The organism is Verrucomicrobium sp. BvORR106 (genome assembly GCF_000739655.1).
Classification (GTDB): Bacteria; Verrucomicrobiota; Verrucomicrobiia; order Verrucomicrobiales; family Verrucomicrobiaceae; genus Verrucomicrobium.
Genome location: NZ_BATR01000181.1, coordinates 175,111 through 193,168, shown reverse-complemented (window position 1 = coordinate 193,168; position 18,058 = coordinate 175,111). Strand labels below are relative to the sequence as shown.

Below are 18,058 nucleotides of genomic sequence, written 5' to 3'. Positions count from 1 at the left end.
GAGGAGGCAGCATGGTGGCTGGGCGTCAAGAGCGCGGCGACTGGGCTGGGCTGGGCCCTCCCGCCTCCTGTACCCGTGAACAAACCCCAGGGTGACTTGGCCGCGGAGTAAAGGAGGCGGGGGCTCCGGCCCCGCGTGAGAGCGGAGTGGGAGGGGCGTGCAAGCAACGAAGCTCGACGTGACCGTCTATGGCGTCAGGGGAAGTGCGACTGACGTTGTCGGCAGATGGAGCGTTGGGCGGACGAGTGTCTTATCGGCGGGATATGCCATAGACCGGGAAGTTAGTGTCTCCTCACGTCGTCAGCTACATTGGGCTGGGCGGATGGCTACGAATGACCGGTGGGAGCGCGCATAGGCACCAGCCGTCGGCTTGCCTGCGGTCGCGTTGGCTCCTTGTCGTCTATGACGTCAGAGAGTTGCGTCCAAGGTTGCCATCCCGATCTTGACGGAAGGCAGTTCCTTCTCTCTTGTCCGGTCCCTCAACATGCCTGAAGAAAAATCCCCTCCAGTGACCAAGACAAAATCGGGCGCACGTCCTCTGTTTCATCTCGACTACCCTACGCGCTCGCCTGTCTCGCAGGTGTTTCCCGTCTCCGGCTGGGTGGCCGGAAATGTCCCCCTACAGGCGGTTCGGGTGAAGGACCTCCCGGACCAGCCGCTCGAACTGGTGCCGCGTCCTGATGTTCAGCGGGCGATCAAACCGTATCCCCACATCTCCGGGTTCCGCGGTCTGATCCGGGGGCTGCCGGTGCAACAAAACTTGTGTCTGCAGTTTCTCTTGGGTGATGTCTGGGTGGATCAGGTATTTCTGGGGGGTGAGGTTCAGGATGTCACAGGCAGGAAACTTTTGCATCGTGTTCAAGAACTGGAAAGTGCCCTGGCCGCTCTGACAGCCAGCGTGGACCTGCTCAAATCCAAGACCGAATTGCCGGCGGATGACTGGAAGCGGCTCCAGTCATTGCGTCGTGAAGCCCCGCATCCTGCGGAACCCCTGGTGACGGTCTGCATCGCCACCCACAACCGGGTGGACTTGCTCATGCAACGCTCACTGGCCTCCGTGTTGAACCAGAGCTACCGCAATCTAGAAGTCATCGTGGTGGCAGATGGGTGCACTGACGCGACGGTCGCAGCCGTGCGGGCTCTGGGGGACAGTCGCGTGCAGATTCATGAAATCGAACGTGCCCCACAGCCGCTGGATGATGCCGACCGGCGCTGGCGGGTCTCCGGGAGTCGCCCCGTGAATGTCGCCCTGGAACTTGCCACGGGAGACTTCGTCACCCATTTGGATGACGATGACGAGTATCTCCCGGATCGGATCGCCCAACTGGTGGCGTTTGCCATAAAGGAGGACGCTGACTTGGTCTTCCACCCTTTCCATGCGGAAACTGGGCAGGGGGACTGGCTGGTCAACGAGGCGGTGGAACTGCGTGCCGGGCAGGTGACCACCTCCAGCATCTTCTATCGGAACTGGATCAAGAATATCCCGCTGGATCTGGATACTCATCTGCTGGCCGAACCTTCGGATTGGAACAGAGTCCGACGAATCATCTATGCCGGGGCCAAATGCGTGAGGCATCCGCACCTGCTCCTCAAACACTATCGGGAGCGCAATCAGGCTCTGACTGCGGTCTCTGCCCCAACAGAGTCGGCCAGCAGCGAAAAGCCAACCACAGGACAGGGTGGGCAAGCGGGGCTGGTTCGGCTTGTCGGCAGATTCGCCTTTGGCCTGCGGCACGAGTGGGGGGAGGTGATGGAGGCTCTGGATGCCGCCTATGGCGGGGGTCCGGTGGCGCTGTTGAGCGGCGTGGACTGGCATCTGATGGCGGGAGAGTCGTTTCCTGATGCCTGGGTCGGTGTGTTTCATCAACCCTTCGCGTCTTTCGACCCCTGCGTGGGACTCTTCGATCTGAAGGGTGCGTTGGAGAAATCGGGGGCTTTGAAGTCCTGCAGAGGGCTCTATGTGCTGACTGACTATCAGAAGCAGTTTCTGGACGAGTCTGACATCGGTGTCCCCGTGGAGCGGGTGTGGCATCCCACGGTGTTTGATGTGCCGCAATGGTCCCCAGACAACTGGCTGGCAGATCGGCGCATCGTGTTTCTGGGCCGGTGGATTCGTCGGGTGCAGGCCATTCAGGAACTGCAATGCCTCGGGGTCCGCAAGCTATGGCTGGCCAAGCAGTCCGAGCCCATCGCCGGGGTCGAGGAAAATGGCAGTGTGGAGCGACTGGGCTACCTGGAGGCGGGTGCGTACGATGAGCTGCTCACGGGTTGTGTGGCCATGACTGAGGTCATCGAGGCCGCCGCCAACAACGTGGTGCTGGAGTGCATTGCCCGCTCGGCACCGCTATTGATCAACTGGAATTCTGGCGTGGTGGAGTATCTGGGCCCTGACTACCCGCTCTACTACAGCTCCATGGCGGAGGCGAATTGGAAGGCGTCGAGCGTGAGGCAGGTGTTGGCGGCGCATGACTATCTGCGCAAGATGGACAAGTCCCGGTTCACCTTGGATCGATTCGTCCGTGATTTTGGGGCCGGTCCCATTTGTGCCCGGCTGAAGGCGGAAAGGCAGCCGTGATGGGCGTAGCGGGCGAAGTCTAAGACAAGACTGGCAGGAACGTTAGGGGGCTTATGAAATCCAGTGTTCTTCGGCCTTGGGCGGCAGTTTTCTTTGGTGCGGTGCTGACTTCAGCACCCGTCTTGATGCTGCGCTTTCAGGCTGGTCCGCAGGCGCATTCCCGCGCTGAGAAGACCCTGGCGGTGCTGGAGCGGCTGAAGGCGGAATGCAATCCGCGTTCTGTTACGAATGAGTATGTCTTCTCCACCACCGCCCAGCCGACGGAAATGGCCCGTGGGAAGATCCTGACTGAGCTGGCGCTTTTGGCGGATGAAGAGCCGGTGCTGGAAGTGATTCGACGGCGCCTGGATCGGAGTGATACGACCGAATACGCTGAAATGCTTCAGGTGCTGATGTTGGGGCTGGGGGATCGTGAATCTCTCCGACCGGTGGGGGTGCTGATGGTGCTGTCCGAGTATCCCGCGGTGCGCATCTGTGCGGCCCGGGTATTGCGCCGCCTGCATGACGTTGAGTCGGGCGAGTACTTCACTGACGCGCTGGGCGACGCCCGATTCGTGCGGAACGACGCCTGTGGGATTCACCCTGGAAAGTACTATCCTGTCCGGACGATCGCAGCCCTGGCTCTTCATGAGATGAACCTTCCCGCACCGCTCGACGACAACTTGGACTGAGCGGATTGCCTCCTGGTTGAGGGCACAAAAAAACGGCCGGACCCCGATGAAGGGTCCGGCCGCTCTTCAAGCAAGGGATGTTACTCTGGCAGTTCCTCCTTGGGCTCTGGCAGGAAGAACGAGAGGGCAAATCCGACTACATAGACGCCCAGACCGATGGCCGCAGCAGTGTAGGCGAGCTTGGTAGGGGCGGCGGCCACGTCAGAGGTGGTGGCCAGTGTGGTGGTGATCCAGGCAAAGGACGTGCCGATCAAGCGACCGCCGATGTTGGCCGCGAAGCTCTCCCCGGTGCCACGCAAGTGGACCGGATACACGCGGGGCAGGTAGTTCCCCCAGAAGCTGAACTGGCCGACGGTGAGCAGGCCGGCGAAGAAGATGCCGATCTGCAACGGTATCAAGCCGGTCACCGCGCAGTAGGCGAAGACGATGGGCATGATCAGCAAACCAGGGGCGATGAACAATCGCAGCAGCTTCTGGCGACTGACAATGACCACGGCGAGGGCCGCGAGGAGGAACCGGCCGACAAGGCCGCCCACTTCCTGAACCTTGGTGGTGTTGGCAGCAATGGCCTGCTCAGCCTTCTTACCGGCACCAATCGAAGCCTTCTTGATCACGTCGGCGGGTTTGCCTTCATTGGCCTTGGCTGCTGCCTCGGAGGCTGTTTTGGAGGCCTCCTTCACTTCCGCAAGACCGGGGATGATGCGGGGAATGTGCTGGATGGCACCGAATGCGGCACCGTAGGCCATGGCGAACATGGCGGTGGTGACCAAGGTGGTGCGACGAAGTTCCGGGGTGAACAGTTCGCCAATGCTCGGGCGCTTCAGCGTGCCTTCGGCCTTCTTCTTCGACCAGGCAGGGGACTCGGGCAGGAAGGGGCGGATGAGGATCAACGGGATGGCGGGAATCAGGCCCGACATCAACGTGTAGCGCCAGGCGGCGTGCTCATCACCCACCACATGGCCGCCTGAAAGCCCACTGAGGAACTCCGGGAAATGAATGGCCGGGAAGCTGGCGGAGTACTTGATGCAGAGCCCGTTGGCGACGGCGACGAGAAGACCACCGATGGAGGAGAAGGCCTGGGTGTAGCCGAGCACTTTTTCACGCTGCTTCGGATCCGGGAAGAGCTCAGCGAGCCACGCAACTGCGGCGACAAACTCCACGCAGACTCCGACGAAGACCAGGCAGCGGAAGACGAGCAGCATCTCCACACTGGTGGAATAGCCTGCGGCAAAGGCTGAGAACGCATAGAGCAGAATGCTCCAGGTGAGCACCCGCCGCCGACCGAGCCGGTCCGTCAGATAGCCTCCCAACAGCCCGAAGATACCGCCGGCAATGGCCGGAATGTAGAACAGCTTACCCACCCACGCATTGAACAGAGGGGTGCCGGGAGCGGCCCCGATCAGCTCCTGCAATGCCGGGCCCACGATGAGGGGCAGCATCAGCAGTTCGTAGATATCGAAGGCAAAGCCCAAGGCTGCGATGAAGCAGATGAGCCATTGGGTGGTGGTGAGCTTGGGAGCTGTGGACATGGAGGGGAGGTTGATCTGTGGTGGGGAGGGGGCGGCCGGGGTCTCGTTTAACCGTACCCCGGCAGCAAAATGGACATACTACCAGTCACTCAACCCAGGAGGGGGCGGAGGTCATTGAGAATCTTTGGCACGGCCACAAAGGGGTCCTCCTTCTCTTCGAACTCGAGGGTGAACCATCCTTGGTAGTTGGCATCACGCAGCATCTTCAGCACCCGGGGGATGTCGCTCGGTGTGCCCTCGGGATTGCCCTTGGGTTTCACTCGCATCTTGAGCTGCACGTTGATGGCGTAGGGGGCGATCTTCTCAAGGTCGCCGTACGGGTCCTCGGTGTTGAAGTTGCCGCTGTCGTAGTTGACGCCCGCCCAGGGGCTCTTCACGGACTCGATGATCTTGATGAGGTTGGCGGGATCCGCCACCAACCCATGGTGGTTTTCGATGCCGAGGAACACGCCCTTGGTACCAGCGTAGTCGAGGCACTCCTGATAGGCGGCGATGCAATTCGCCAGCGCCTCGTCGAAGTTCATGTCCTTCTTCGGATTGCCGGCGAAGACGCGGATGTGTGGGGCATTGAGGATCGCGGCGAAGTCGATCCACTTCTTCACATCGGCGATCTGGTCATCCAGTTCCTTGCCCTTGGCCAGGGCGAAATTGTTGCCCACGGCGGTGCCGGTGATGCTCACGCCTCGGAGGTAGGCGCGGCGCTTGACCTCCAGCATGGTGGCCGCCGTAGCATCAGGGGGGAAGAAGTAGCTGGTCAGTTCCGCACCGGGGACGTTTTGATCGGCGCAGTAGTCAATGAAGTCGGAGACTTCCCACTGTGGCTTGCCGTCCTTGGGCTTCTGCTCCTTGCCCCGCATCCACTTGAAGTATTCACGGAAGGAGTAGGCGGCCAGACCCAGCATCAGGCGCGACTTGCCGGGGCGGTTGACAGGACCGGTGGCAAAGGCAGGAAGAGCGCTGGCACCGAGGGTGGCAAGGGTGGTGGAGAGGAAATCGCGACGTTGCATGGTGACTGGGTGGATGAGCCGGGAATCAGTTCAGGAAAAGACGATGGCAGGTAACGGACTTGGGGGCTGAAACTGACTTTTTTTAAGCAGATTGGACGGAATTCACGCAACTGAAAAGACATGGCTTGGCTGAATCCCTCTTCAATCTTCCAGCAACACGCGTCGATAGGCGAACAGCATCCGCTCCAAGGTGAATCCGGCCTCGATATGCGCCCGTGCCCCCGCTGCGCAGCGGGCCCGGAGATCTGAGTCAGCGGCCATCCGGACCATGGCCGCGGCCAGAGCTGTCGCGTCACGTGGCGGGACCAGGAGGCCGGTCTGCTCATGAATCACCTGCTCCCGGGCTCCGCCGAAATCCGTGGCCACCACGGGCAGCCCGGCGGCCAGGGCCTCCAAGGAGGCATTGGGGCATCCGGCGGGTTCCGAGATCATGACAAAGGCATCCAGACTGGCGTGGAACGGCCGAAGGTCGGTCAGCTCTCCGCACCAGATGACGGGTAGGCCTTCTGCGAGCCGGTGCAGTTCTGCCACATGCTCCGCGCCATCGTGCTCAGGGCCACCCGCGATGTGGAGTTCACATTTGGGCAACTCGGGCAAGGCGATGCGGAAGGCTTCCAGCAGGTCGCCGAGCCGTTTCTGCGGGCTGAGACGTGCAGCCGTGCCGAATACGAATGGCGCAGGGGCTGGAGGACGGAGTGGCAAGGGCTCGGGCAGGAGGACTCCATTCGGCACCACATAGGTGGGCGCTCCCAGGAGCTCCTTTGCCCGCTCAGCCTCGTCGTGGTATTTGACGATGACTCCACTGAGCCGCTGACCATAATCCCGGGCGGTACGAACGGGCAAGGCGGGGCGGGGATTGAGGAAATAGCGATCCAGGGAGGCGAAGTACATCTCACCCGGGCTCACATCAAAGATGCGGGCGGACCAGACGGCATCGGCCAGGAGGATCTTGTGAACCGGGATGGCATTCCAGAACACGATGGTGGCCGACGGGGTGGGGGCCATGTGGTCCAGGATCTGCCGTACTGCGATGGCGGGATCAACGGTGCCCGCAGGGGGCGGCACGATGAAGGGAATACCCGCCTGCTCCAGGGCGGTGCGGCCCGGGGTGGGATGCTCAGGATACTCCTGGAGGAGGGCAAGCGTGACGGGGATGCCTTGTGCCTGTAGCGACAGAGCCAGACGACGCAGGGAGGATTGAGCGCCGCCGGTGGAGAGGTTGTTGGTGACAAAGAGGATGCCCTCGCCTGCGGGCGAGGCGGCCTGGGTGGCTAGACTCTGGAGCAGCCAGCCCACCCGCCGGGCCATGTGGGGGGTGGAAAAATCCCGGGCCACCGCTTCGACTCCGGAAGCCGGGGGCGTTTGAATGAGGGCAACGATGGCTTCGGCGAAATCGGTGGGGGAGGCCTCCAAAGGTAGGAGCGTCAGGGCTGGATTGCCAGGAGCGAGCTCCCGGGTGCCGCCTGCATCGGTGGAGATCAGCGGCAGCCCCATGGCCAGAGCTTCCATATGAGCGAGGCTCAGTCCCTCATAGGCGCTGCAGGAAATGGCGGCATCGGCCTGGGCCAGCACGCTCTTGGTATCGATGGCCCCGTGTGTCCAGGTGATGGCTGAAGTGACGCCGTGACGGGCGGCTTCCTGACGAATCTGCTCATAACACTCCAGCGCACTGGGACTGCGTGGAGAGGCTTCGCCCGCCAGGATGAGGCGGACTTGGCGCTTCATGCCGCAGCGATCAAAGGCCTGCTGAGTGGCGGAGAGAATCGCCGGGAGGAGGTGAAGGCGCTTTTGCGGGCGGGGGTTGGCCACACAGGCGAGCACAAACTCATCCCTGGCAGGGTCGGGCGTTTGATTGCCCGCATACTCCGTCATGGAGATGCCGTTCCAAACCGTGCGCAGGGGTACGGGCAGCTTCAGCTCCGCCAGTTCGCTCTCCACCGTCTGGGCGCAGGCGATGAGCAGACCGGCGTCCTCGGCACGGAGGGATTCCAGACCCTGTGGCCAGGCGGCCTGGGTGTTGTGGATGGTCGTAGCCAGAGGGATGCCAGAGGCGCTGAAGAGCTGCATGTCCTCCTGATCAATGAGGTGACCATGCAGGACATCGGCCCCGAAGTGATGCGCGGCGATGCGGAGGCGCTCCGCACGGGTGGAGCGATCATATTGGCTCAGGTCGAGGGTGCCGGGGAGTTCCGGCAGGGTGCGACGCAGGGGTTTGCCGAGAGAGATCAGCCGCGTGGCGACTCCAGTTCGTGGAAGCTCTTGGGCCAGATCCCAGGCGATGCGCTCTGCGCCGCCGTGCTGGAGGCTGGTGACGATCTGGAGACAGCGCAGCCCCGGGGCAAACCCGGCATCCAACGGAGACCAGTGGAAGATGCGGGGGGGCTTGAGCGCGGCGGCCACTGGCAGCGGGCTCGCGGTGAGCCGGGCCTCGGCCAGTCCAATGGCAACGGCTGATTCATCGAACCACTCGCACACACAGGGAGGAAGTGTCTCTGCCGTGGAGAAGTCTCCCCCGTGTGTTTCAAAGAACCGCGACCAGGGTTCCGCCGGGCCAGTGCCCGCGACGTGCCCCACCGCCATCACGGGGTGGCTGGCGGGATGAAACGGCGGGGTTTGAAAGTGGGCGGGGTGGCGCAACCACGCGCCGGCGCGGAGCAGGAGCACCGCACCTGGTGTGGTGAGACCTGGTGGGCTGCTCCCCGCATGACGGATGGTGATTTTCTCAAACCCAGCCGCTCGCAGGCTGCGGGCACTGCGGGCGGCAAGGTGCGGAAGACGGGGATCCGCGTCGAAGACGAGTGCTTCCACGAGAGGGGTGAAGCGACGACCTGAAGGACGGGGTTAGTACGCCGAGGGATAGGTGGGAGGACGGTCGTCGTCCTGGTCAAAGGCATTGCCCCGCTGTGTGTCGCGATTGTCGGAGTCGTACACGAAGGCGTCGTCCAAGGGCTGGCCACCTGCTTCGGTCACGCGCACGTTCTCGGGTTTCGCTCCCGTGTAAATATACTGACCCTCTGGGCCTGGCTGATACTGAACCTGACCGCTTACGTCCATGCCGCCGTGGGGACGGTAGACATAGCGAACGGTGCTGCCGCGAGCGATGTCAACGAGGATCCAGAAGCCGTCCTCGACGAGGCGGATGCGGGGGGCGCGGCCTGAACCGGAGCCCGAGGGCTGCTGCAGGGCGTCGGCCAGAGCCGCGCCGGCACTCTGGCCACCGCGTGACGACGATGCAGAAGGCGTGGCGCTCTGGTTCTTGCTTTTGACTGCGCGCACCACCAGCCAGATCACGAGGCCGACCACAATAACGGGGCAGAAGAGACACATGAGGCCGACCAGAAAGTCGATGGGGCCACCCTTGGTCTCGGTGGGCGTTGTGCCATGGGCTTGGGCATCGCTGGAAGTGGGCGACGGAGCGGGCTGAGTGGTGGAAACTGGTACGGTAGGCCGGCCTACTGAGGGTTCAGATCCACCTTCCATCCGGGGTAGGAGGCCGCCGGTGGAGGAGGTGTTCGTTGTGGGTTTGGGAGCCGGTGGTGGGATGACCTCCGCCACGGAGCAGAGCACGCGGAATCCGATGTCTGCATTGCGGCTGCGGGCATCCGCGCGGTAGCGGGCGGCGCTCCGGGTGTTCTTGGGATCGCGGGACCATGCGCCACCGCGCAGGACGCGGCGGGGTTTGTCCGAGAGGTTCTGGTTGGTCTGCACCGGGTCCGTCAGCGGGCCGGATTCATAGGGACCGTACCAGTCCAGACACCACTCGGCCACGTTGCCACCGATGTGAAGACCCCAGGGGTTCACGGAGCTGCTGGTGGCGGGATGGGTCTGGTTGCCAGCGTTCTTCTTGTGCCAGGCGATGCTGTTGCTCGCGGCTTCGTCGCCGAGGTTGTGCCAGGCGGTGGTGGTCCCGGCGCGGCAGGCGTATTCCCATTGCGCCTCGGTCGGCAGCGTGACCTTGCGCTTTACCTTTTTCGAAAGCCACTGGCAGAAGGCTTCCGCATCCGGATAGGTGACGATTGTGACAGGGTGATCTGGAGCTTGGGTGAAGCCGGGGTTCCTCCAGGTGAATTCCTTCTTCTGCACGAGGGTGTCTCCCGCCCAGCCGAAGCCGCCGCTGGGGCCGCTCTCGGCCTCGGTGCGGTAGCCGGTCTCCTGCACGAACCGTTCAAACTGCTCCACGGTCACGGCAGTCTTGCCAAGATAGAAGTCGCTCGTGAGATTCACGAAGCGCTGCATTTCATCGTTCCCCCGGTCTGCCTCGTCTGTGGGGGAGCCCTGCATGAAGGTGCCCTTGGGAATGAGCACCACGGGGAGCGTCACACCATTGCCAAGCTCAAGGCTCAGCGCAGGGGCGGGGTCGGCGGCACGCAATGCGGTGCCAAGCAGCAGGAGGCTCGCAGTCAAGAGGCGGAGTCGCATGCGCGGGATGCTAGTCGAACTCGCCAAACTGAAAAGTGATAAAATAGGGCCGCAGAAAAACTTCATCTGGCAACTTCTTGCCAATCCGGGGGCCATCTGTTGAGATGCCTTCCTATGAGGTCCGCATGGCTTTGCATGGTGTGGTTGTTGCCGGTGTTGCTCGCCAGCTGTGCCGGGTCGGCAGCGTCTGGCGACGTCAAACAACGGGAGGCCGCCTACCGGAACAGACTGGCAGCGCTACCCGATCCCGCCCTGCGTGCGCATCTCAAGAAGTCGTTCCCGGGCTTGAAGCATCTCTCGCCACCTCGGGGGCCGGAGAGTGACTCCGTCCTGACGGGAACCGAGGTCTTTCGTGTGGACCGGGATTTTGTGCTGGATGTGAAGTTCATGTACGCCGCTCCGTATCGCATCGCGGCTGGAGCGACCCGGTTGGGGGCTCAAGCCGCGGCGGATGAAGGTCCGTCTTTCTGGCAGGTGTTCGGTTATGTCCGCGAAGCATCAAAAGGGCCGTGGGCGGAGTCCGAGCATGATGAGGTCCTGGCGACCAAGCTGCGGTTTGTGCCAGTGGGGCGGGGGAGGTAGGTGCCCTTCATCGGTCCCCTGTCGCCATGGCAGAATCCCGCGATAGATGTGCTTCTATGGTTGTAGTCCTCAGTTCCCTTAAGAAAATGAAGCTTACTTGGATCATTGCAGTCATGGTCGCCGTGTTGCCTTTCCGAATGGCGATAGCTGATTCTCCAGCCTCCCCGTTTCCATGGGTGATTCTTTCCGAGCGTGGTGACTACCTTTTCAAAATGGTTCCTGCGAAGTGGCGCCAAAACGGAGATGAATTTGTGATCGACCGCAAGGCGTTCGGTGTTGCGTACAAGATCACGGATGCAGGAGAGTTTGCCGAGATGTGGCGAACCGAAGATTGGTATACCTTCAATGCCAAGTTGTCCGAGGATGGGCAGTATCTGGTTCGATTTGGGCCCTGGGCAAGTGATCAGGAGAAACACACGGATTTGGCGATTGCTTTTTATCACCAGGGCAAGCTGATCAAGCAATACCAAGTTCGGGAACTCATCGCCAAACCTGAATTGCTGGAGGAGTCGGTGAGTCACTACAGGTGGGTTCCCACCATTCAGACGAAGCCGAATGGATTTTACGGAGGGACCTTCCATTTGGTCATGGTCGACAAGACTTCCTATAGCTTTGACTACGAGACGGGTGAGATCCTCATTCGAGATCGAGATGAGGGCGCGAAGAGCGAAAGGGAGATTTGGGCAGAAGAGAGGGCTGCGGCCAAAACGAGAGGAGAGGAGCTCTTCGCCGCAAGTCCATTCAAGGCAGAGTTCGAGCGTCACTTTGAGGTTTCAGGAATCGAGGCGATGCGAGGCACGTATTCAAGCTGCTCTTTGGAGGGCAAGACTTGGACGGCAGATCTCAGGCCGAGAAAGGAGATGAAGCCCGAGGTCGGAATCGAGATTGTGCTTCCTGTTGTGGATGACAAGCGCATTGAGGCCTCAGTCACACCGAAAGACCTGCTTGCTGCGGTCGATGTTGCGCTAAAGCATCCATTCGTTGCCAAGCGGTTTGCTTCCGGAGGCGCGACAGGCATACGATTGCGGACGCAGGGGGATCGCTTGCACTGGAACACCCCCGAACTCATTGAGTTCCTGACCAAACTCACAGGCGCCACGCCAAAAGAAGGCGAACTTGGTCATTGGGCCTATTTCATCGTCGACGCCAATGAACCAAGGTACACCTCGCTGTACCTCAACACAAAGACCGGAGAGGTCATCTTCGATGACAATTCTAAGTGGCCCTCTGACCTGTGTCTGATCGACGCCACAGGGAAACGAACCAATGCGAACAAGGCGCAGGGTGCCAAAGTCTCGCCTGATTCGATGTTGAACCCAGATAAGCAGTAGGAACTCTTGAGATTGCAAACGAACGGACTAACGGTACGATTGAGCTGTGTGCCGCGGTTTGGAGACGTCAGTGAGACCACGGCATGAGCAAACAGGTCCCCGCAGTCGAAAATGGTTCGTTGGTAAGTATACTTGTTAAACCGCTATCACACGCCATGAGCGGCAAACACCCCAGAGTCTTCGGAACAACGGACGACGCCATCGCCAACGCAGAGGCTGCGCTCGGGCGGACGTTCCCTCCATCCTTCAGGGGGTGGCTGCTCCAAAATAACGGACATGGGATCGAGGCGGTCACGATTTTTCCCGTGATGGACCGGCGCGACCCTCGCATGACTTGGGATTCGATTGACCGCAGGTTTCGCGAGGGGTGGACGCGGTGGCTCGACAACTTCGCCGACGAGCAGCGCGACTTCACCCACTTGCTTCCGTTCGCTGACTACGGCACTGGCGACTACTATTGCTTCGACTATTCGCGTCGGGATTCGCAGGGCGAGTCACCAGTTGTTCGCTGGTCACACGAGACCGGAGACACGGATGACAGAGGGGCTTCTTTTCCGGAATTCGCCACTAAGGTTCAAGCAGGAGAGTTTGACAATGATTGAGACCATAGATTTGCGGCCGAACCATGCGCTGCAGCGAACCCTGCTTGAGCGTTGCAGATGCATTCGTGGCGTCCCGTGGGCCGGGGCGCTGAGCCTGGGTCATTAGGCGTCCTCGCGTTCTCCCATGAAGCACTTCATCGCGCCCATTCTACTCGCAACTGTCCTCGCTATGGCAGATGACAAAAAACCAGTCACGATCCAAACTCCGTCCGGCGAAGTAACCTTCAAGGAAGGTGCCATTCCCAACCGAAAGGACTTCAACGACACCGTTACCGAACTCACACCCGAAGAGCGTGCCGCCATCGAACGTGATCACAAACGCATTCCAGAATTCATCACGGCATTCATTTCTGCCGCCGATCGCACGGGCGACGACCTTGAGGACTTGGACATGGCTTTCGCGGCTTGGCTTAAATCCGGCAGGCGCGGCACATTTGCAGCCGAGGACGTTACCCGCATCGTCGGCTGTGCTCTCGGCGCACACTCCATCCAGCATTTGGGCGTCCGTTGGGCGCGGGTCACTGACAGTCATGGCAGCGACGTCGCGCTGGTCGCAGAACATCCGCCAACTCGCAGCTTTCCATTTACCTCCGCCCAGTATCGTATTGAGGACAACAAGACCGACTTCATTGTTGCTCTCTTCCGGACGCTGGAGCATGCCATGAAGACCACACCCCAATGACCTCGCCACCCTACCAAGAACTATAGCAAACACTCTCCGGCGGTAGCTGAGTTCGGGGGCGCTAGGTGCATAGCATGCGTGTTCAAATAATCGGGGGATTCAGCCAGGGCTAGGCACATATGCCATTCGATAGGCTCATCCTCGCCAGTCTAGGGCGACTGGTTAGGTTGATCGGAAACTAGGCAAGTTCTACAGCAGTATTGTCGTACTCTTCGCTTGCTGGCCTTCTATCCGAACAAACAATCCGATCCGGTGACATCCAGGCATTTCATCCAACTCAGCACCGCGCTTTTCCTTGGCATTGCCGTGCCCCTCGGGGCTCCGGCTGCCGAAACTCCCGAAAATGAGGGAAGGGAGGCTGGCGGGAAGGAAGGCATCGAGGAGGCGACTCCGCCTGCGTCATCAGCACGCCCTTTGATCGGTGCCATCCGGTGGGATGGTTGGGGAAACAACTGCGAGGTCGGGAGGGACTGCGAGCGAGTTCTCAGTCCGTCGAAGTATCGGCATCGCGCACCCTTTTTTGTGGGCTCGACTGGTCCGGATTCCATCAAGTTCAAACCTCTCTCTCAGGAGATCATGGACGCAGAGATCGGCTATGCCATCCATGCTGGCATCGACTACTGGGCGTTTGATTGGTACCCACCTGGCAGCGGGATGGAGCTCGCGCGCAACTTCTATCTGACTTCGGCCAAGCGGGAGGGGCTCAAATGGTGTGTCGTTTTGGGGACAAATCCGTTCGACATGAATCGAGACGCGCCCTGGCTTGCCGCGGAGTTTGCCAAGCCGGAGTACCAGAAGGTGCTCGACGGCCGTCCCCTGATTTATCTCTTCACGCCAATCGCCCGCAAGGACCTTGCGGTGTTGCGAGAGCTCTCGATAAACTCCTGCGGCAAGAGTCCCTACGTTGCCATGATGGGCTGGACTGCCGCGGAGGCGGCGCAGGCCTGCGAAACGGTCGGCGCTGACGCGGTCAGCATGTATGCAGGCGGTATGGAGAAGAACTGGAGCGACTACTCCAAGCTCAAAGAAATCATCCCCAATGTGGGCACCGGTTGGGATCCCACCCCTTTTCGGGACACTCATGTCGCTTGGTATCCCCGCGAAAACATTGAGAAGGACTTTGTCGGCTGGTCGGCGACACCCAAGCAATTGGTTGCCAGTATGGAGTCTGCCTTTGCCTGGACCCATGCCAATTCAGACAAAGCTCCCGCCAACACCATCCTGGTTTACGCATGGAACGAACACTCCGAAGGTGGTTGGCTTTGTCCGACGTTCACCCCCCAAGGGCCGAACACCGAAAGGATTGACGCGCTTCACGAATGGCTGTCCGCTCGGAATATGCTTCGGGAGAAGTGAATGAAGTGGTGTGTCACTGTACGGTTGGTCATGCAACCCACCCTGGTCTGCCAAGCGCTTTTGCCTAACGGCTGGAAGGTGAGTCTAGAGGTTGGAATCTAAGATAGGGTTCAAAATGGCGTTCGCCTCGACAACAGACCGGGTGCTGCTGTGAGGGCGAGGCCCACTAAAGAAGCTTCTAGGATGAGCATCGTGAATGGGTTCAAAGCTCTCTGGCGATTTGTCGTGATTGCTACGGTGACCTTGTCGGCGATTCTTGTCGGGTTGAGCTTCACGCCGATGATGCGTACTTCAAATTGTGGTGGGAACTCATCTGCGTTGCACAGGGTGCACAGTCTGAAAAATTTCGCTGCGATGGCGATCGCCGAAAGGCACGACGGGAGCTTCAACTTCTCGGAACTTTCCGATGCCGAATTGGATCAGCTCGCAGCTTTGGTTGACTCCTCCTGGAATCGCGAAGCCAAGTTTTACGTTGCATCCGGGAAAATCAGTTTTTCTGAGACAGCGCGAAGGATCGTTGCGGTCTGTGATACTCCCTACAGCAACGTCCCCGAACATAGGGTGGGAATCTGGCGGTGGCCGGGGCCTCCGACTCATGCTGTGGCGTACTCAGACGGCAGTACAGGATTGATCTCTCCGGAGGAGTATGCAGACATCAACAAGGCTGACTTCGTGGACGTGGCGAGTACTGTCTCCCGAAAGCCGAGCAGAGAGTAGATCAGCGCAGTTCAGAAATGACTCTCAGGCAGGAGTTGGTCCCAGTGGCAAAGTCTTGCATTCGTCGTTGTCACGGGTTAGACATACGATGAACGACAACTCCGTCTCACTCGCAGGTGGTCAAGTCATGAGAAACTCTCCATTGCGCCGCTTGTTTTTGCTGATTGCCGTCTGGATTCCTTTGCCGTGCTTGTTTCTCCCGTTCACGATGATGAGGGAAGACTACCATCCCTGGTATATCAGCTACACGAGTCCGCTCGTCATATTGGCCATTCTTTTTTACCAGCCTGCGAATCTCGTCACAACGAGCGTAGGCATGCTATTTGGCTTCTCGCCGTCCATGACAGCGGTAAACATTGCTGCTGTCATCCAATCGTTGATCCTTTCGTATTTCGTACTGAGGTCTCGCCGTAAGAATGTCGGTCCATTGGACGCCAATCAATCATGACATGACGATTGCTGGTATCGAGTCCATACAGCACTGCATCGAACAGCCAGGTTACTTCGTGAAGTGCCTTTTGATTGATACGGTTGCGGTGTTTTTTCCGGGTTCGATCCAGCATCGTGATGTGAAGCGGGAAGGTGTTTCCTACGAGGACGATTATCGGGGCAATGCTCTGGCAGCGACGATCGTGCCGGGGCGGATCGACATTCGCTTCCATCAGAATTACCATGATCAACGGGTCAGCAGTATTTGCCGCAACCTGTTGAGTTGCCCTGATATGGCATGGGCCAGGTCATTTTCCGTTATCTATCAGGGCCGACTTCTGACGACATGAGCATCCTGAACCCTACTCGGTTCGCCGGGCAGTGCGGATTGCTCATTCAGTTTGTTCTGAGCCGTCCCGCATGCGGGACCAATGCCATCAGAGAAAAAGTGGTGAGGCCGATGATCTCCCTTTGGCGAACGGGCTGAAAGCCCGGGGGGCATTCAGGGTTGCTCGTCGCGGGCAGGTTTGGTGAGGTCGGGCCTTCAGCCCTCAAAGGTTATTTGGTCATCTATTCCTTGGGCGTTGCCCAAGGCTGGCTTGAAGCCGGACCTTTGGCCCTTCTGAGGTGGCATCGCTGCCTCCTGCATATCGAGGATGCAACGTCGCGACTCCGTGATTCACCAAGGTAATTTAGCCAGACTATCCGTTTTCCCATCGGCGGTTGTGCAAGCACAAACCGCCGCTCCTTGGGGTCCCAAGAGTTCATTGTGGGATACAGCTGGCGTGGCTGCGAAGGATGTTCTCGCGGGGGAATTGCCTCCCGTTGAAGTTTTGTTCAGTGAACTGCGTTTCTCTTCCACAATCTTCTCGTCTCTCTGCAATCGCACCTGCTACTACTGCTTCCATGAACCTGAAATTCTACCTGCCTGGTCCAGCCATCGTTTGTGCCTTGGGAATGTTCTTCAACAGTGCGGTCAACGCGGCTGCCCCTGAATCCGTGCCGCTCTGGCCGGAGGGAGCGCCGGGGGCTAAGGGGACGGAGCCGAAGGATGTGCCCCGGGTGGAAATCTTCCCTGCGGCCAAGGAGAAATCCTGCGGCGCCGGGGTGGTGGTTCTGCCGGGAGGGGGTTACGGTGGGCTGGCTGCCGATCACGAGGGCAGGCAGATCGCGAAGTTCTACAACAGCCTGGGGGTGACGGCGGTGGTCTGCTACTATCGGCTCGGGTCCGCAGGTTATCACCATCCCACCGAGCTCAATGATGCCAAGCGGGCGGTGCGGTGGCTCCGGTCCAATGCGGATAAGCTGGGGGTGGACAAGGGACGCATCGGCGTCATCGGCTTCAGCGCGGGCGGTCACGTGGCCAGCACGGTGGGCACGCTCTTCGACAACGGGGATCCAAATGCACCCGATCCCATCGACAAGCTCAGCTCCCGGCCGGACTTCCTGGTGGTGTGCTACCCGGTGATCTCCATGACCGAGGGCTACATGCACCGGGGTTCAAGGAACAATCTGCTCGGTCCGGACAAGGACAACGAGGAGATTGCCCGCCAGGTCTCGAGTGAGCGCAACGTCTCGCCTCACACGCCGCCGACCTTCATCTTCCAGACGGATGAAGACACGGTGGTGCCTGCGGAGAATGCCGTGGCGTTTTACCTGGCCCTGCGCAAGAACAAGGTGCCGGCAGAGATGCACATCTACCGTCGCGGACCTCATGGCGTGGGGCTCTTTCAGGGAGATCCGGTGCTGTCCACCTGGGGTAAACATCTGGCGGACTGGTTGCGCAACGAGGGTTTCCTGAGCCCAGCCACCACGAAGCGTGGCGCGGTGGAGGGAACCGTCAGTGTGAACGGCACTCCGGTGGCTTGGGGCAGCGTCACCTTCACTCCCGAGAATCCCCATGCCCCTGAGGTGACGGCGCGGGTGATGAGCGGCAAATTCAACCTGCCCGCCCGTGATGGCGCGGTGTTGGGAAAGAACAAGCTGACGGTGAGCTATACTTCAGCAGTGGCTGCGGCGATCACGGACCAAGATGCGCCAGCTGGCTCGGTGAGCACCACGACCCTCTCCAACAAGGGCGGGGAAGCTCTGGTCTGGGATGTGAAGGAAGGTGCGGGCGCCAACAAGCTCGGCCTGGACCTGAAGTGGGAGTGAGAAG

15 protein-coding genes are annotated in these 18,058 nt (G+C 60.2%); 11 read left to right on the top strand and 4 right to left on the bottom strand.

The window, feature by feature from the left end; genetic code table 11:
• The first annotated feature begins 484 nt into the window (after positions 1 to 484).
• Both BV106_RS36635 and BV106_RS32680 read left to right on the top strand, forming a co-directional pair.
• Positions 485 to 2,575 carry a glycosyltransferase family 2 protein gene (locus BV106_RS36635; protein WP_265596322.1) on the top strand — a complete coding sequence of 697 codons (2,091 nt, stop codon included), beginning with the start codon at positions 485 to 487 and terminating at the stop codon, positions 2,573 to 2,575.
• A gap of 53 nt (positions 2,576 to 2,628) precedes the next feature.
• Positions 2,629 to 3,246: a hypothetical protein gene (locus BV106_RS32680; RefSeq protein WP_265596321.1), complete on the top strand. Its 618-nt coding sequence runs from the start codon at positions 2,629 to 2,631 to the stop codon at positions 3,244 to 3,246.
• An 80-nt stretch (positions 3,247 to 3,326) separates the two neighbouring features.
• On the opposite strand, the gene BV106_RS32675 is transcribed toward BV106_RS32680, so the two are convergent.
• The 4 genes from BV106_RS32675 to BV106_RS36625 all read right to left on the bottom strand — a co-directional run bounded on the left by BV106_RS32675 (position 3,327) and on the right by BV106_RS36625 (position 10,201).
• Positions 3,327 to 4,775 carry an MFS transporter gene (locus BV106_RS32675; RefSeq protein ID WP_038171919.1) on the bottom strand — a complete coding sequence of 483 codons (1,449 nt, stop codon included), beginning with the start codon at positions 4,773 to 4,775 and terminating at the stop codon, positions 3,327 to 3,329.
• An 89-nt stretch (positions 4,776 to 4,864) separates the two neighbouring features.
• Positions 4,865 to 5,782: a sugar phosphate isomerase/epimerase family protein gene (locus tag BV106_RS32670; protein WP_038171918.1), complete on the bottom strand. Its 918-nt coding sequence runs from the start codon at positions 5,780 to 5,782 to the stop codon at positions 4,865 to 4,867.
• A gap of 141 nt (positions 5,783 to 5,923) precedes the next feature.
• Positions 5,924 to 8,590 (bottom strand): glycosyltransferase family 4 protein, encoded by a 2,667-nt coding sequence (locus BV106_RS36630; RefSeq protein WP_265596320.1) that lies wholly within the window; start codon positions 8,588 to 8,590, stop codon positions 5,924 to 5,926.
• 33 nt (positions 8,591 to 8,623) lie between these two features.
• On the bottom strand, positions 8,624 to 10,201 hold the full coding sequence (locus BV106_RS36625; RefSeq protein ID WP_051946758.1) for an SUMF1/EgtB/PvdO family nonheme iron enzyme: 1,578 nt from the start codon (positions 10,199 to 10,201) through the stop codon (positions 8,624 to 8,626).
• Positions 10,202 to 10,315: 114 nt separating this feature from the next.
• Here BV106_RS36625 and BV106_RS32650 point away from each other — a divergent pair, with 114 nt between their 5' ends.
• The 9 genes from BV106_RS32650 to BV106_RS32610 all read left to right on the top strand — a co-directional run bounded on the left by BV106_RS32650 (position 10,316) and on the right by BV106_RS32610 (position 18,054).
• A complete protein-coding gene (locus BV106_RS32650) occupies positions 10,316 to 10,783 on the top strand; it encodes a hypothetical protein (protein ID WP_265596319.1) in 468 nt (155 codons plus the stop codon).
• 86 nt (positions 10,784 to 10,869) lie between these two features.
• Positions 10,870 to 12,114, top strand: coding sequence for a hypothetical protein (locus BV106_RS32645; RefSeq protein WP_265596318.1), 1,245 nt, complete (start codon positions 10,870 to 10,872; stop codon positions 12,112 to 12,114).
• 155 nt (positions 12,115 to 12,269) lie between these two features.
• Positions 12,270 to 12,716, top strand: coding sequence for an SMI1/KNR4 family protein (locus BV106_RS32640; RefSeq protein WP_063768040.1), 447 nt, complete (start codon positions 12,270 to 12,272; stop codon positions 12,714 to 12,716).
• A 124-nt stretch (positions 12,717 to 12,840) separates the two neighbouring features.
• Entirely contained in the window at positions 12,841 to 13,398 is a 558-nt protein-coding gene (locus BV106_RS32635; protein WP_265596317.1) for a DUF3806 domain-containing protein, read from the top strand.
• Between the two features lie 576 nt (positions 13,399 to 13,974).
• The gene (locus BV106_RS32630) at positions 13,975 to 14,754 is read left to right on the top strand and encodes a hypothetical protein (protein WP_265596316.1); all 780 of its coding nucleotides are present in this window, start codon (positions 13,975 to 13,977) and stop codon (positions 14,752 to 14,754) included.
• 183 nt (positions 14,755 to 14,937) lie between these two features.
• On the top strand, positions 14,938 to 15,471 hold the full coding sequence (locus tag BV106_RS32625) for a hypothetical protein (protein ID WP_038171908.1): 534 nt from the start codon (positions 14,938 to 14,940) through the stop codon (positions 15,469 to 15,471).
• Between the two features lie 88 nt (positions 15,472 to 15,559).
• Positions 15,560 to 15,919: a hypothetical protein gene (locus tag BV106_RS32620; protein ID WP_038171906.1), complete on the top strand. Its 360-nt coding sequence runs from the start codon at positions 15,560 to 15,562 to the stop codon at positions 15,917 to 15,919.
• Between the two features lies 1 nt (position 15,920).
• A complete protein-coding gene (locus tag BV106_RS32615) occupies positions 15,921 to 16,250 on the top strand; it encodes a hypothetical protein (RefSeq protein WP_038171904.1) in 330 nt (109 codons plus the stop codon).
• 556 nt (positions 16,251 to 16,806) lie between these two features.
• Positions 16,807 to 18,054, top strand: a complete 1,248-nt coding sequence (locus tag BV106_RS32610; protein ID WP_063768039.1) for an alpha/beta hydrolase — start codon at positions 16,807 to 16,809, stop codon at positions 18,052 to 18,054.
• Positions 18,055 to 18,058 lie beyond the last annotated feature (4 nt).